We start from the raw sequence: 14123 nt of genomic DNA, 5'->3' as shown, positions 1-14123 counted from the left end.
TGAAATACAGAGGTCGGACTGAAACGCACGTTCTCGACCAACCTCTGTGATCGGGACTGACGAGTGCCGGGCGCGCTTGCCTCGGCAACTATTCCCGGCAGAATGGAGACATGTCCGCACCTCTCTCGCGCATGACGCCGCAGCAGTCAGCGGCCTGGCTCGCCCTGATCGGTACTGCAGAGCTCTTGCCGGCCGCTCTCGACGCTCAGTTGCAGCGAGACTCGTCCATGACGCACTACGAGTTCATCCTGCTCAGCGTGCTGCAGCGTCAGGGAGCATTGCGCCTGAGCGATCTCGCAAGCGCGACCAACGCGACGCTCCCCCGCACCTCCAAGGTCGTGAGCCGGCTGCAGCAGCGCGATCTCATCGAACGCGAAGAGAGCACGAAGGACCGCCGCAGCGTGCTGCTGGCTCTCACGAAAGAGGGGCGCCGACAGCTCGTGCTCGCAACCCCAGGCCACTTCGACATGGCGCACCGCCTGGTGCTCGACCGCGTCACCGAAGAGCAGCTGGAGAACCTCGCCGATGCGCTCGGCCCCGTCGTCGAAGCGCTCGATCCGCACCGGAGGTTCGGACCGTTCTGAGCGGCCCGCGCCGGTCAGTGCGCGTACTCCATGAGTTCGATGCCGAGGATGCGGAACGCCTCGTGCACGCGAAGACGGTGCGCGATCGATAGATCATCGAAGCCGACGATCATCGCATAGGAGATCCCCGCCCGCGGACCCGCGAGCACCCCGGCCTCGGCGCGGGCGCCACGATCACGACCGGTCTTGTTGATGAACAGCAGACCGTGCGCGTCATGGTCGTGCGCGAAGGGATCAAGACCAGTGGATGCCGCGACCAGACTCAGGTCATGGTTCAGGCTCAGCCACTCCGAGACCTGAGCGCTCACTGCAGGATCGACGACCTTGGAGTTGACCAGCGCCGAGAACAGCCCGGCCAGCTCGCGAGTGGTGCCGACTGCGACGTGCGGTGCGTCATCGGGGCCGCGCTCATCGCGGAAACGGTCGAGCATGGCGGTTCGCCGCAGCCCGAGCGCATCGATGCGCTCGCGAACGCTGTTATGCCCGACGCGCTCCAGCAGCAGATTCACCGCCAGCGGATCGCCGGTTGCTGCGGCAAGAGTTGCGAGATCAGCCAGCGGGAGGACCGGAGTGCGCAGATGACGCCACACCCCGGACGCCGCCACTGGTTCTCCCGCCGAACGCTCGACGATCTCGAGCGGATCGAGGCTTCCGGCCTCGAATCGTGCCGCTACCTCGATGAGCAGCGGCACGACGCCGAGTCCAGCAATGGGAAGGGTCACATGATCGTCACCGGTCAGTACCGGCGCGCCGGTATCGAGATCCTTGACGTGCACGGAGACCTGAGCCCCAGCATCCGCCAGCCCTTCCAGCGCACGCATGGTCGCCGCGAACGACCTGCGTCCGATTGCCGCTCGACGCGGCAGTCGACGAGTCTTGCGGTGGGATCGACGCAGCATCGCCGTCGTTTTGGCCGGTTCAGAGGGCTGGGGGGTGCCCACACATGTTCCTTCCCGCGAAGGTTTTGGGTGTTGCCTTCATCGGCACAGCCGAGACGGCATTGGCTATCGTAACCCCGCCTACCGACTCCCCGCTGGGCGCCGGTAAGTAACCGTCACCAGATCGTCACCCGCTCTTCAGTCGGAAGGTGCAGCGCGTCGTCTTCGGTCACCCCGAATGCCTCGTAGAAAGCATCGATGTTGCGCACGATCTGGTTGCAGCGGAACTCGTTCGGGGAGTGCGGGTCAATCGTCAGCAGACGGATCGTCTCAGCATCGCGGCTCTTCTGCTGCCAGACCTGGGCCCAGCTCAGCAGCAGACGCTGCACGCCGGTGAGTCCGTCGATGACCGGGGCATCCGCGCCGCCGAGAGACAGCTCGTAGGCCTTCAGCGCGATGCCGAGACCACCGAGATCCCCGATGTTCTCGCCGATCGTGAGTGCACCGTTGACGTGGTTCTCGTCTCCCAGCCCCACAGGCACGAGCGCGTCGTACTGTGCAATGAGGGCCTTGGTGCGCTCCTCGAAGGCAGCGCGGTCAGCATCCGTCCACCAATCATCGAGCTTGCCCGTGCCGTCGTAGCGACTGCCCTGGTCATCGAATCCGTGTCCGATCTCGTGCCCGATGACGGCACCGATTCCGCCGTAGTTCGCGGCGGCGTCGCGAGATGCGTCGAAGAACGGGTACTGCAGGATCGCCGCGGGGAACACGATCTCATTCATGGACGGGTTGTAGTACGCATTGACCATCTGCGGCGGCATGTGCCACTCGTTCCGATCGATGGGCTTTCCGACCTTGTCGACGTTGCGGTCGTGCTCGAAGACGTTCGCCCGGCGGACGTTGCCGAAGATGTCGGATGCATCGATCTCGAGTGTCGAATAGTCGCGCCACACTTCGGGGTGGCCGATCTTCGGGGTGAACGAGTCGAGCTTCGTGAGCGCGCGCTCGCGGGTCTCTGGGCTCATCCACTCCAGCGTCGTGATGCTCTGGCGGTACGCCGCGATGAGATTCGCGACGAGTTCGTCCATGGCCGCCTTCGCCGTCGGCGGGTAGTGGCGCTCGACGTAGACCTTGCCGATCGCCTCACTGAGGGCGCCTTCGGTGACCGAGACGCCGCGCTTCCAGCGCTCACGGATCGTGGGGACGCCGGTGAGCTCGGTGCCGTAGAACGAGAAGTTCTCCTGCACGAAGTCATCGGTAAGGAACGCCGCCGCAGCATGCACGACCTGCGAGCGCAGCCAGGCCTTCCAGTCGTCGAGGCGCTCTGCGCTCAGCAGCGCGCCGAGACCCTCGAAAGCGCTCGGCTGGCTGACGACCAGTTCGGCGAAAGCATCCGGGTTCGTGGGCCCGACCGCGTCCCGCCAGGGTGCGAGGTCGACGTCGACGAGCGCCTGCAGCTCATCCCAAGTCTTCAGGTTGTAGGTTTCGACGGCGTCGCGGCTGCGGACGTTGTCCCAGTGGTGCGAGGCGATCTCGGTCTCGAGCGCGAAAGCACGCTCGGCGTCACCGGCAGCATCCGCAATGCCGGCGAGCGCGAGCAGACGCTCGAGGTGCGCGCGGTAGGCGGTGCGGGTGTCGGCGAAGTTGTCGAGGCGGTAATAGCTCTCGTCGGGGAGCGAGAGGCCGGACTGCACGAGAACGGGCACATAGCGCTCGGGGTCACCCGGGTCGCCATCGACGTAGAACCCGATCAGGTGGGCGCGGCCATCGCGCTCGTAGGCACCGGCGGTGGCGAGAAGGGCCGGGATGCTGTCAATCCGGTCGATCTCTGCGAGGGTCTCCTGCAGCGGCCGGGCGCCGGCGGCATCGATGCTCGCCGTGTCCATGAAGCTCGTGAAGAGGTCACCGATCTTGCGCGCGAGACTGCCGGCGTCAGCGCCCTGCGACTCTTCGATGATCGTGCGGACGTCCTTCTCGGCCTGCTCGGCGAGCAGATGGAAGGAGCCCCAGCGCGCCTTGTCGCCGGGGATCTCGGTGCGCTCGAGCCACGCACCGTTGACGTAGCGGTAAAGATCGTCCTGCGGGCGGATGTCGGAGCTGAATTCTTCGGTCGCGAGACCGGCGGGAAGCACATCAGTCATGCGTCCACCCTATGCGCCGCGTGCCGATGCGCGCGGTGCGACAATGCGCGCGGATCGGCGCCGTCCGACCGATGCGAGAAGACTTTCGCGGCTGCGGACGCGTCCTAAGCCGTGTTTTCCTTCCGCCATCCGCGGAACCGGCGCCGCACCCCGCCGCGCGAATCCGTCGTGGGCTCGGACGGAACGACGGTAGCCCGCGCAGCCCGTCGCTCGCGCCAGGCTGCGACCTCCGCATCCGCATCTCGCGTCTTCGTCACCACCGGTGGGCCGCCCTGCAACTGGCGCCGGGCGGCGATCACTCGACTGTTGAAGTCCTCGAGCACATCGCGCACGTCGCTCTCGCGAGAGAGCGCGTCGAGGTTCGCGTCGAGCTCGCGGTCCTCGGTGCGCAGCAGGATGGCGGGCGGGCCGAGCCCGGAGAGGTTCTCTGTCTCGATCTTGCGCCGGATCCACCAGTCGGGATCATGGTGGGTCCCGAGATCCTCGAGTGGCTTGCCGGCGCCGGGAAGGTTGTCGAACTCGCCGCGGCGCATGGCGACCTGAATAGCGCTCTCGACGAACTCGTGCTTGTTCTGCGCTGTGAGCGCGGAGGGCGCGGCCGGTTCGCGGGGCTGTTGCGGTGGTCTCTCGTCAGACATGGCGCACCTCCGGCATGGTTCGTGATAAGCCTACGCCGCCGGTCGCCACCCGCTCCGGCTTCGATACGCTGGGGTACTCTGCCCCTCGTCCAAGGAGTCCCCGCATGAGTACGCCGATCCGCATCGGAATCGTCGGTTATGGAAACCTCGGACGCGGCGTCGAGGCCGCGATCGACCGTAGCGAAGATATGGAACTCGTCGGCGTCTTCACCCGGCGCGATCCCGCAGATGTGCGCACGGCCGGAGCTGCCGCGCACCGAATGGACGATCTCGACCAGCACGCAGACGCTCTCGACGTGCTCATCCTCTGCGGCGGGTCCAAGAACGATCTGCCCGCGCAGACGCCGGAGCTCGCCGGGCGCTTCAGCGTCGTCGACAGCTTCGACACGCACGCCCGCATTCCGGAGCACTTCGCGGCAGTGGATGCGACCGCGCGCGCTGCCGGGACGACCGCACTCATCTCGGCCGGGTGGGACCCCGGGATGTTCTCGCTGAACCGCGTCTTCGGAGAGGCACTGCTGCCCGAAGGCGACACCTACACGTTCTGGGGCCGCGGTCTCAGCCAGGGCCACTCCGACGCGATCCGCCGGGTCGACGGCGTCGCAGGCGGAGTGCAGTACACCGTCCCGAGTGCAGATGCGGTGGCATCCGTTCGATCGGGCGAGCGACCGACCCTCACCACCAGGCAGAAGCACACGCGCGAGTGCTTCGTCGTGCTCGCTGACGGCGCCGATGCCGATGCCGTGCGCGAGGCGATCGTGACGATGCCCGACTACTTCGCCGACTACGACACCACCGTGACCTTCATCTCGGCCGACGAGCTCGCCCGCGACCACGCAGCCATGCCGCACGGCGGGTTCGTGATCCGCAGTGGTGTGACCGGTGACGGCGCAACCCAGACGATCGAGTACGGCCTGAACCTCGGCAGCAACCCGGAGTTCACCGCCAGCGTGCTGGTCGCCTACGCTCGCGCTGTGCACCGCATGAATGCTGATGGTCAGATCGGCGCCCGCACGGTGTTCGATGTCGCCCCCGGCCTGCTCTCGCCGAAATCACCGGAGCAGCTGCGCGCAGAGCTGCTCTGAACGTCAGTGCCAACGCATAGTCTCAAGAGGTGAGAGGCGCGATGACCCTGAACCGGGAGATCCTGCGGCTCGCGGTCCCTGCCCTGGGCGCCCTGGTCGCAGAGCCAGCGTTCCTGATGGTGGATGCCGCGCTCGTCGGCCACCTCGGAACTGTTCCGCTTGCGGGTCTGGGCATCGCCAGCGCCGTGCTGCAGACGATCGTGGGACTGATGGTGTTCCTCGCGTATTCGACGACACCAGCGGTTGCTCGACGCTTCGGCGCGGGTGATCACAAGGATGCCGTCTCGATCGGGATCGACGGCATGTGGCTGGCGCTCGGGCTCGGCGCCGTGCTCGCCGCTCTCGGCGCGTTCTCTTCGCCATGGCTCGTGTCGCTCTTCGGCGCAACTCCAGAGGTCGCCGAGCAGGCCGATACCTATCTCGTGATCAGCATGTGGGGCCTGCCTGCGATGCTGATCGTGTTCGCGGCGACAGGCCTTCTGCGCGGCATGCAGAACACTGTCACACCGCTCTGGATCGCCGGCTTCGGGTTCGGTGCGAACGCTCTGCTGAACTGGCTCTTCATCTACGGGTTCGGCTGGGGCATCGCCGGTTCCGCGATCGGAACTGTCACCGCGCAGTGGGCGATGGTCGCCGCGTACGTCATCATCGTCGGCAGGCTGGCCCGCACTCACTCCGCCTCGGTGCGGCCGCAGCGAGACGGGGTGCGCGGTTCGGCGAGGGCCGGCGGCTGGCTGTTCCTGCGCACGGTGAGTCTGCGGGTCGCCCTGCTGCTCACGGTCGGCGTCGCGACGGCCCTCGGCACGGAAGAGCTCGCCGGCTGGCAGGTCGTCTTCACGATCTTCTCGGCGGCGGCTTTCGCTCTGGATGCCCTCGCCATCGCCGCACAGGCGCTGATCGGCAAGGGGCTGGGCTCCGGCGACGTTCCCGGCGTGCGTCTCGTGCTGGCCCGAACGGTTGCGTGGGGCGCCTGGTTCGGCGTGGTCGTCGGGCTCATCATCGGCGCGCTTTCCGGCGTGATCGGGCTCGCCTTCACCGGGGATCCAGAGCTTGCCGCACTGATCCAGCCTGCGCTGATCGTGCTTGCGGTCGCTCAACCGATCGCAGGGGTCGTGTTCGTGCTCGACGGAGTGCTGATGGGGTCAGGCGACGTGCGCTATCTCGCGATCGCCGGCGGCCTGAACCTCGTGCCGTTCATCCCGACGCTCGTGATCATCGCGATCGTCGGGGTCAGCGGAATGCCCGGAGTCACCTGGCTCGCCGTCGCCTTCTTCGGCGTCTACCTGCTCGCCCGGTTCGCGACCCTCGGCTGGCGTGTCAAGACCGGCGGTTGGCTGCGGCAGGACGCGTAGACGACTCGTTCTGCACAACGCTGCGCGACGGACGGCAATCCAGGTTCGTCGGCTCTGCCGCACGAACTGTCTGCGTCCCCTGGCGTCCTGGTCTCACGACGGCGAGAATGGAGAGATGCTGACCATGAGCGAACCACAGGTATGGATGCTGATCGGCGTATTCGCCGCAGGCCTGTTCGGCATGATCACGCTCATGTCGACGATGTTCGTGCGGATCATCCGCACCGAGGTCCAGGGCGTGCATCACCGTCTGGATCGCCTCGATTCAGACGTCAACGCGCTCATGCGGCACACCTTCGGCATCCAGCGCGACTGATCGCGCATGCGACGACGATCGCCGCTCGGGTGACTCACCCCGCGTAGCGGCGGCACCATTCGTACATGATCACCGCGCCCGCGGCGCTCGCGTTGATCGACCGGGTCGAGCCGTACTGGGTGATCTCGATGTGTCCGGATGCCGCGGCGATCGCCTCGTCCGTCAGGCCCGGCCCCTCCTGTCCGAACAGCAGCACGCAGCGTTCGGGCAGCTCTGCCTTGTCGACGGGCACGGCGCCTGTGACGTTATCGACGGCGATGATCGGGATGCCTTCACTCTCAGCCCATGCCGCGAACGAGGCGACATCCTCGTGGTGCACGACGTGCTGATAGCGGTCGGTGACCATGGCACCGCGCTTGTTCCAGCGGCGTCGGCCGACGATGTGCACGGTGTCGGCGAGGAACGCGTTGGCGCTGCGCACGATGGATCCGATGTTCATGTCGTGCTGCCAGTTCTCGATCGCGACATGGAACGGATGCCGGTGCGTGTCGAGGTCGGCGACGATCGCATCCATCCGCCAATAGCGGTAACGATCGATGACGTTGCGGGTGTCGCCGTTCTCGAGCAGTTCCGGATCGTACTGGTCACCGGTGGGCCATTCGCCTTCCCAGGGGCCGAGGCCGTGGGTGCTGCGCTCTGGAGTCTCGGTCACTGCTTCAGCGTAGTCTGGAGCGGTGGCATCCCCGGCAGCAGACGACTACCTGAAGACCGTCTACGCGCACACCGAATGGCAGGATGCTCCGATCACTCCGTCGCAGCTGGCCGCGGGGCTCGGCATCGCTCCCTCGAGCGTGACCGAGATGGTCAAGAAGCTCGCAGCCGCAGGCCTCGTCTCGCATGTGCCGTACGGCGCGGTGCGCCTGACGCCGGCAGGCGAGACCAGGGCGCTGCAGATGGTGCGCCGCCATCGCCTCATCGAGACGTGGCTGGTGCAGGAGTTCGACTACTCCTGGGACGAAGTCCACGATGAGGCCGAAGTTCTCGAGCACACCATCAGCGACCGACTGCTCGAGGGCATCGACGCCCGTCTCGGACACCCTCGTTTCGACCCGCACGGAGATGCGATTCCAGATGCCGCGGGTGAAGTCATCCGCGAGCCCTTCGTGCTGCTCGCTGACGCGGCGACCGGTCACATCGGCCGCGTGCTGCGCGTCGCGGACACCGATCCGGATCTGCTCCGGGCGCTGGACGCGCTGGGCCTCGCTGTGGGGTCGGAGATCCGCGTCACCATCGGTGGCATCGCCCTCGACGGAAAGAATGTCGCGCTGCCCGACGGCGCCGCTGGTGTGGTGTGGCTCAGCCAATAGGCTGAGCACATGGCACACCGCGATGACATCGAATGCTGGCTCACCGATATGGACGGGGTTCTCGTCCATGAGAACGTCCCGATCCCCGGAGCATCCGACATGCTCGCCGGCTGGGAGAGCAACGGCATCCCGTATCTGGTGCTGACGAACAACTCGATCTTCACCGCGCGCGACCTCTCCGCCCGACTGCGCGCGAGCGGCCTGAACGTTCCCGAAGACCGCATCTGGACGTCGGCGCTCGCGACGGCATCGTTCTTGAAGCAGCAGCTGCCCGGCGGTTCTGCGTTCGTGATCGGCGAGGCCGGCATTCTCACCGCGCTCCACGACGCCGGGTACATCATGACCGAGACGGATCCTGATTTCGTCGTCGTCGGCGAGACTCGCACCTACTCCTTCGAGGCGATCACCAAGGCGATCCGCCTGATCAACAAGGGCGCGCGGTTCATCATCACCAACCCTGATGCCACCGGTCCCAGCGCCGAGGGCGCGCTGCCGGCAACCGGCGCTGTCGCCGCTCTCATCACGAAGGCCACCGGCATGGAGCCGTACGTCGTCGGCAAGCCGAACCCGATGATGTTCCGCTCTGCTCTGAACAAGATCGGTGCGCACTCGAAGAAGACCGGCATGATCGGTGACCGCATGGACACCGATATCGTCGCCGGCATCGAAGCGGGCCTGCACACGGTGCTCGTCCTCACCGGCATCAGCGATCAGGCCGAGATCGAGAAGTACCCGTTCCGCCCCGACGAGATCGTCGATTCTGTCGCCGATCTGCTCCCCACCATCACCGAGACGATCACGACGATCAAGGACTGACTGAGGAAGGATCGATGGGCGTTCTCGACGACGGCGAGCGGATCACCGCAGCGGATGCTTTGGTCTGGCGCGCCTGGCTCGAGGCCCATCACGCAACCACTGCGGGTGTGTGGCTCCTGAACGTCCGCGGTGCGAATGGGTCGATGGAGTACGACGATGCCGTGCGCCAGGCCCTGTGCTTCGGATGGATCGATGGCCCGACCAGAACGTTCCCCGAGGGCAACGGTCAGTGGTTCTCACCCCGACGTGTCTCGAGCGGATGGGCTGCGACGAACAAGGTGCGGCTTGCCGAGCTCGAGGCCGCGGGACTGCTCGCACCGGCCGGCATCCGAGCGATCGAGACTGCCAAGGCGAACGGAACCTGGACGATGCTCGACGGTCCGGAGGCCGACATCGAGCCCGACGAGTTCGCCGCGGCTCTGGATGCTGTCCCCAAAATCGTCGCGGATGCCGCAGAAGGGAAGCGACCATGAATCAGAACGACCTGCTGTTCCTCGTGCTGATCCTGATCGGCCTGTCATCGATCACGATCGTCATCTGGCAGTTCGTGCGCTCGCGCCGCGGCCGCGGCGACGGGAGATCGGGCAACTGGTGGGAAGGCCCGTGGGACGACGACCGCAAGGGCTGACCCGCCCGGTCGGCTCAGCTCGCCGAGAGCACCAGTCCACGCAGCTCGGCGACAGGCTCAGGCATCCGAAGCGGTCCTGCACCGGGCGTGATCGTGCCGAGGATGCGGGGGGCGCGCGCACCGGTCACCCCCGGCATCACCGCGGGAATGCCATGCATCGTGCACCAGCCGATCAAGGCGAACAGGATCGCCTCCTTCGCATCCGTCGAAGCACCGAGCACATCGGCGAGCACGACCTCGGTGTAGGGCAGCGCCGAGCGGAGGCCGCCCATGATGAGCGGATTGTGGCATCCACCGCCCGAGACGGCCAGGAACTCCACCCCGGCGGCACGCACATCCGCAGCGACGGTCTGCACCGTCAGTTCCGTCAGCGTCCGCACCAGATCGGCGATCGGGATGTCGCGACCGAGCGAATCGACGTGTTGACGCACGTACTCGAGGTGGAAGTGCTCCTTGCCCGTGCTCTTCGGTGCGGCCAGTGAGTAGTACGGGTCGGCGAGCAACCGCTCCAGCAGTTCTGGGTCGACGTTTCCCGCACGGGCGATCTTGGCGTCCTCGTCATAGCCGAGAGGATTGAGGCCGTACTTGGTGATCACAGCATCCACCAGTGCGTTCGCCGGACCCACGTCAAACGCCGAGACAGCGTCGCCGACGATCGTGATGTTCGCGATTCCGCCGAGATTCAGTGCCGCCGAGACACCGCCCCGACCACGCAGGAGCAGCTCGTCGAGGAACGACACGAGCGGGGCGCCGTGGCCTCCGGCGGTGATATCGCGGATGCGCACATCCGAGACGACCGGCGCGCCGACGGCCTCGGCGATCCATGCCGGCTGCCCGATCTGCAGCGTTCCCCGTGCATGATCATCTTCGACCCAGTGGTAGACGGTCTGGCCGTGAGTGCAGACCGCATCGATACCGCCCACGGATGCCGCGGCATTCCGCGCGACGCCGGCGAAGGCCTGCCCGATCAGGGTGTCGAGTTCACACACCTCGGCAAGCGTCGTCGGCGTTGGCGGAAGGGCTGCCACAAGTCGTGCGCGCAGCTCCGGTGCGTACGGGACGCTGTCTTCATGCAGGACAGTTCCGTGCAGATCGCCGTCCGATTCGGTGAATTCGACGACAGCGACGTCGATTCCGTCATGAGAGGTGCCGGAGAGCAGGCCGAGTACGCGCATCCGTCGAGCCTACGACGTTCGCGGCCCGACACTCTGGGGGCCGACACGCCAGATGTCGGGCCGGGCGCGGCGCCCCGGCCCACCGCTACCGCAGGACGAACGCCGCGGCCCCGATCAGCGGCCCCTCATCGCCGAGCCCGGAGCGCACCACGCGTGCGGCGCGCGAATAGTCGTGCGCCGCGGATGCCGCGAGTGCCTGCTGCACGAGATCGATGTAGTCATCGGAGACCCGGGAGAACCCGCCACCTACCGCGATGAGGTCGAGATCGAGGAGGGTCGCGGCATCCGCCAGCGCCTGACCCACCTCGCGGGCTGAGCGTTCGATGGCCGCCCGCGCGACCTGGTCGCCGTCAGCCGCGGAACGTGCGAGATCTTCACCGGTAGACCCTGCCCAACCCTGCGACCGCGCCCAGGCGGCACTCGCCGGCCCCGACGCGATCTCTTCGAGAGTCAGCCCACCCTCGCGACGCATCTGTCCGAGGTGGCCGGCGTTTCCACTCGCGCCGGGCATGTACTGTCCTGCGACGACGAACCCGCCACCGACGCCGGTCGAGACGACGATCGACAGTGATGCGCGCGCCTCGCGCGTCGCGCCTAGCCAGGATTCGGCGAGCGCGAGCGCACCACCGTCATGACCGAACACGGTGCGCACGTCACGACCGAGAACATCGGATGCCGCGGCGCGCACAGCATCCGCCAGTGCGTAGCCATGCGCGAGCGGCATGTTCACCGGGAAGATTCTTCCGGCATGGCGATCGACTGGCCCTGCGCTGCCGATACCCGCGCCGATCAGCTCAGCATCAGGGGGCAGTGCGGCAAGCGCGTGTGTGACAACGGCACTCACTGCCGCGTCGAGGGAGGACGGCGTCGATTCGCGCCCGGTCGCCCGACGGCTGCGGCTCCCGGCTGCGACCTGGCCGTCAGCAGAGACGAGGGCGGCCTCCATCTTGGTGCCGCCGACATCGACGGCCAGCGCGTACCGGATCACTGCGGATCGAGGCCGAGGTCGTCAAGGTCGAAGGCGGCCAGCCACTGCAGGCCCTCGGCTTCGATCGCGGCCTGGGCTCCGGTCTTGCGGTCGACGATCACGGCGACGGCAACGACTTCCGCGCCCTCACGGCGCAGCACTTCGACGGCCTTCAGCGCGGACTGCCCGGTGGTCGAGGTGTCTTCGAGAACGACGACGCGCTTGCCGGCGACATCCGCGCCCTCGACCTGACGGCCGCGGCCGTGGTCCTTGGGCTCCTTGCGGACGACGAAGGCATCCACCGGGTTGTCGGCTGCGACAGAGGCGTGCATGACCGAGTTGGCGATCGGGTCAGCGCCGAGTGTGAGACCGCCGACCGAGACGGCGCCGAGGCCATCGATCAGGTCGAGCATGATGCGGCCGATCGCGGGGGCCGCCCGGTGATCGAGGGTGAGCTTTCGCATATCGACGTAGTACGTCGCCTTCTTGCCGCTCGAGAGCGTGAAGTCACCGTGGAACACCGCCTCATCCTTGATCAGGGCGAGCAGGGACTGGCGGTCGGCTTCGAGAGTCACGGCATCCAGTGTATGGCGCTCCGGCCCTGGCCACGCCTGCGCATTTCGCCTATCGTGACGGGAGATCCGCAATGCAGGGAGGCCCGTGTTCTCTTTCGACCCCTATGCCGAATTGGCCGCGCTCCGCGAGTTCGCACCTCTCGAACTGACGAGTCCGGACTTCGAGGGCGGTGGCCCGCTCCCGCTGTTCGCCTGGTCGACCGATCGCGGCGGCGAGGACCGCTCCCCCGGACTGCAGTGGTCGCAGGCCCCCGCGGGGACGAAGAGCTTCGCGGTCTCGTGCTTCGATCCGGATGCTCCGACCGGATCTGGATTCTGGCACTGGGCGGCTTTCGACCTGCCTGCTGACACTTCGACGCTCGCGAGCGGCGAAGGCACGGCTGCGGCGTTGCCGCCCGGCGCGCGCGTCCTGCCGAACGAGGAACGACTCAAGCGTTTCATCGGTGCCGCTCCGCCTGCTGGCACCGGAATCCACCGCTATTTCTTCGTGGTCGACGCGCTCGACGTGCCCACTCTCGACATCGACGACGAGGCCACACCAGCGACGCTCGGCTTCAATCGTCATTTCCACACGCTCGCGCGGGGCGTGCTCATGGGGAGGGCCGACCCGTCGGAGCGCTGATGCCGACTCCGTCTGTCCCCACCCACCCGTAGGCTGGAAGCATGCGTCTGGCCACCTGGAACATCAACTCGATCCGCACCCGCGTCGGCCGCGCCGTCGACTTCGCCGTCCGTGAAGACATCGACGTGCTCGCGCTGCAGGAGATCAAGTGCAAGCCGGAGCAGTTCCCCTACGCACCGTTCGAAGAAGCCGGGTACCACGTCGAGGCGCACGGCCTGAATCAGTGGAACGGCGTCGCGATCGCGAGCCGCCTGCCGATCACCGACGTCGAGACGTCTTTTGCCGGGATGCCGGGCTTCGCAAAGGGGCATGAGGGGCCGGATGCTCCGCTCGAAGCACGCGCGCTGGGCGCGATGATCGAGGGCGTGAAGGTGTGGAGCCTCTACGTTCCCAACGGTCGCTCACTTGATGACCCGCACTACCGATACAAGCTGCACTGGCTCGATGAGCTGCGTCAGGCCACGGCCGCCGAGCTTCAGTCGAAGCCCGATCTGCCACTGGCCCTGGTCGGCGACTTCAACATCATTCCGTTCGACTCCGACAACGGCGATCCCGACATCGTCGAAGGAGTCTCCACGCACGTCTCGCCCGAAGAGCGCGCCGCGTTCTTCGCCTTCCAGGATGCCGGTGTGACCGATGTCGTGCGGCCGCTGATCCCGGAGGGCTTCACCTACTGGGACTACCAGCGCCTGAAGTTCCCCCGCAACGAGGGCGTGCGCATCGACTTCGTGCTCGGCTCGCGCGCCCTGGCCGATGCCGTCACCGGAGCATCCATTCATCGCAACGAGCGCAAGGGTGAACAGCCCAGCGACCACGTCCCGGTCGTCGTCGACCTCGACTTCGGCGGCGCCGAAGAAGACGACGACATGCCGATGATCTTCTCGTAGCGCAGCGGCGGCTGTCTCGGATCTCATCAACTCACGCGGCGTACATCGCCAGCGCTTCGCGAATGAGCTCCGAACGGATCTTGTGCTCTCGCTCGGCGGCCATGTCCTCGATGTGTCGAGCGGATCGTCCCAGACAACGATTCAGATGCCGA

The 14123-nt window shown here is 66.7% G+C and carries 17 protein-coding genes; 10 read left to right on the top strand and 7 right to left on the bottom strand.

The window, feature by feature from the left end; genetic code table 11:
- Positions 1-110 precede the first annotated feature (110 nt).
- A complete protein-coding gene (locus tag ACTU6V_RS03230; RefSeq protein WP_443468531.1) occupies positions 111-584 on the top strand; it encodes a MarR family winged helix-turn-helix transcriptional regulator in 474 nt (157 codons plus the stop codon).
- A gap of 14 nt (positions 585-598) precedes the next feature.
- On the opposite strand, the gene ACTU6V_RS03225 is transcribed toward ACTU6V_RS03230, so the two are convergent.
- The 3 genes from ACTU6V_RS03225 to ACTU6V_RS03215 all read right to left on the bottom strand — a co-directional run bounded on the left by ACTU6V_RS03225 (position 599) and on the right by ACTU6V_RS03215 (position 4241).
- The gene (locus ACTU6V_RS03225) at positions 599-1483 is read right to left on the bottom strand and encodes a serine hydrolase (RefSeq protein ID WP_443468856.1); all 885 of its coding nucleotides are present in this window, start codon (positions 1481-1483) and stop codon (positions 599-601) included.
- A 155-nt stretch (positions 1484-1638) separates the two neighbouring features.
- Positions 1639-3603 carry a M13 family metallopeptidase gene (locus tag ACTU6V_RS03220; RefSeq protein ID WP_443468530.1) on the bottom strand — a complete coding sequence of 655 codons (1965 nt, stop codon included), beginning with the start codon at positions 3601-3603 and terminating at the stop codon, positions 1639-1641.
- Positions 3604-3707: 104 nt separating this feature from the next.
- Entirely contained in the window at positions 3708-4241 is a 534-nt protein-coding gene (locus ACTU6V_RS03215; RefSeq protein ID WP_443468529.1) for a DnaJ family domain-containing protein, read from the bottom strand.
- 104 nt (positions 4242-4345) lie between these two features.
- On the opposite strand from ACTU6V_RS03215, the gene ACTU6V_RS03210 reads away from it, so the two are divergent.
- From ACTU6V_RS03210 to ACTU6V_RS03200, 3 genes are all read left to right on the top strand, one after another.
- A complete protein-coding gene (locus tag ACTU6V_RS03210; RefSeq protein WP_443474914.1) occupies positions 4346-5326 on the top strand; it encodes a diaminopimelate dehydrogenase in 981 nt (326 codons plus the stop codon).
- A gap of 41 nt (positions 5327-5367) precedes the next feature.
- A complete protein-coding gene (locus ACTU6V_RS03205; RefSeq protein WP_443474913.1) occupies positions 5368-6678 on the top strand; it encodes an MATE family efflux transporter in 1311 nt (436 codons plus the stop codon).
- A gap of 124 nt (positions 6679-6802) precedes the next feature.
- Complete coding sequence (locus ACTU6V_RS03200; RefSeq protein WP_443468526.1) at positions 6803-6994, top strand: hypothetical protein; 192 nt, start codon at positions 6803-6805, stop codon at positions 6992-6994.
- A gap of 34 nt (positions 6995-7028) precedes the next feature.
- Here the strand turns inward: ACTU6V_RS03200 and ACTU6V_RS03195 are convergent, their stop codons facing one another.
- On the bottom strand, positions 7029-7646 hold the full coding sequence (locus ACTU6V_RS03195) for a TrmH family RNA methyltransferase (RefSeq protein ID WP_443468525.1): 618 nt from the start codon (positions 7644-7646) through the stop codon (positions 7029-7031).
- A 22-nt stretch (positions 7647-7668) separates the two neighbouring features.
- On the opposite strand from ACTU6V_RS03195, the gene ACTU6V_RS03190 reads away from it, so the two are divergent.
- Genes ACTU6V_RS03190 through ACTU6V_RS03175 form a run of 4 tightly spaced genes read left to right on the top strand, consistent with a single transcriptional unit; the run spans position 7669 to position 9745 of the window.
- Positions 7669-8301 (top strand): metal-dependent transcriptional regulator, encoded by a 633-nt coding sequence (locus tag ACTU6V_RS03190; RefSeq protein WP_443468524.1) that lies wholly within the window; start codon positions 7669-7671, stop codon positions 8299-8301.
- Between the two features lie 9 nt (positions 8302-8310).
- The gene (locus ACTU6V_RS03185; RefSeq protein WP_443468523.1) at positions 8311-9117 is read left to right on the top strand and encodes an HAD-IIA family hydrolase; all 807 of its coding nucleotides are present in this window, start codon (positions 8311-8313) and stop codon (positions 9115-9117) included.
- 14 nt (positions 9118-9131) lie between these two features.
- Positions 9132-9590, top strand: a complete 459-nt coding sequence (locus ACTU6V_RS03180; protein ID WP_443474912.1) for a YdeI/OmpD-associated family protein — start codon at positions 9132-9134, stop codon at positions 9588-9590.
- Positions 9587-9745 (top strand): hypothetical protein, encoded by a 159-nt coding sequence (locus tag ACTU6V_RS03175; RefSeq protein ID WP_443468521.1) that lies wholly within the window; start codon positions 9587-9589, stop codon positions 9743-9745. The genes ACTU6V_RS03180 and ACTU6V_RS03175 overlap by 4 nt, the downstream gene beginning before the upstream one ends.
- Before the next feature lie 14 nt (positions 9746-9759).
- On the opposite strand, the gene ACTU6V_RS03170 is transcribed toward ACTU6V_RS03175, so the two are convergent.
- The 3 genes from ACTU6V_RS03170 to pyrE form a co-directional block, all read right to left on the bottom strand.
- The gene (locus ACTU6V_RS03170) at positions 9760-10920 is read right to left on the bottom strand and encodes an anhydro-N-acetylmuramic acid kinase (RefSeq protein ID WP_443474911.1); all 1161 of its coding nucleotides are present in this window, start codon (positions 10918-10920) and stop codon (positions 9760-9762) included.
- A gap of 85 nt (positions 10921-11005) precedes the next feature.
- Positions 11006-11908 carry an ROK family protein gene (locus ACTU6V_RS03165; protein WP_443468519.1) on the bottom strand — a complete coding sequence of 301 codons (903 nt, stop codon included), beginning with the start codon at positions 11906-11908 and terminating at the stop codon, positions 11006-11008.
- Positions 11905-12462 carry an orotate phosphoribosyltransferase gene (pyrE, locus tag ACTU6V_RS03160; RefSeq protein WP_443474910.1) on the bottom strand — a complete coding sequence of 186 codons (558 nt, stop codon included), beginning with the start codon at positions 12460-12462 and terminating at the stop codon, positions 11905-11907. Before pyrE ends, ACTU6V_RS03165 begins: the two co-directional genes overlap by 4 nt.
- 85 nt (positions 12463-12547) lie before the next feature.
- Between pyrE and ACTU6V_RS03155 the strand changes: the two genes are divergently transcribed.
- Together ACTU6V_RS03155 and ACTU6V_RS03150 are read left to right on the top strand one after the other, a co-directional pair.
- On the top strand, positions 12548-13084 hold the full coding sequence (locus tag ACTU6V_RS03155; protein WP_443468517.1) for a YbhB/YbcL family Raf kinase inhibitor-like protein: 537 nt from the start codon (positions 12548-12550) through the stop codon (positions 13082-13084).
- 41 nt (positions 13085-13125) lie between these two features.
- Positions 13126-13971 carry an exodeoxyribonuclease III gene (locus ACTU6V_RS03150; RefSeq protein ID WP_443468516.1) on the top strand — a complete coding sequence of 282 codons (846 nt, stop codon included), beginning with the start codon at positions 13126-13128 and terminating at the stop codon, positions 13969-13971.
- The last annotated feature ends 152 nt before the right edge of the window (positions 13972-14123 follow it).

Origin of the sequence: Microbacterium zouquanmingi (genome assembly GCF_052266675.1) — a bacterium.
GTDB lineage: Bacteria > Actinomycetota > Actinomycetes > Actinomycetales > Microbacteriaceae > Microbacterium.
This window is presented reverse-complemented; position numbering and strand designations above follow the sequence as displayed.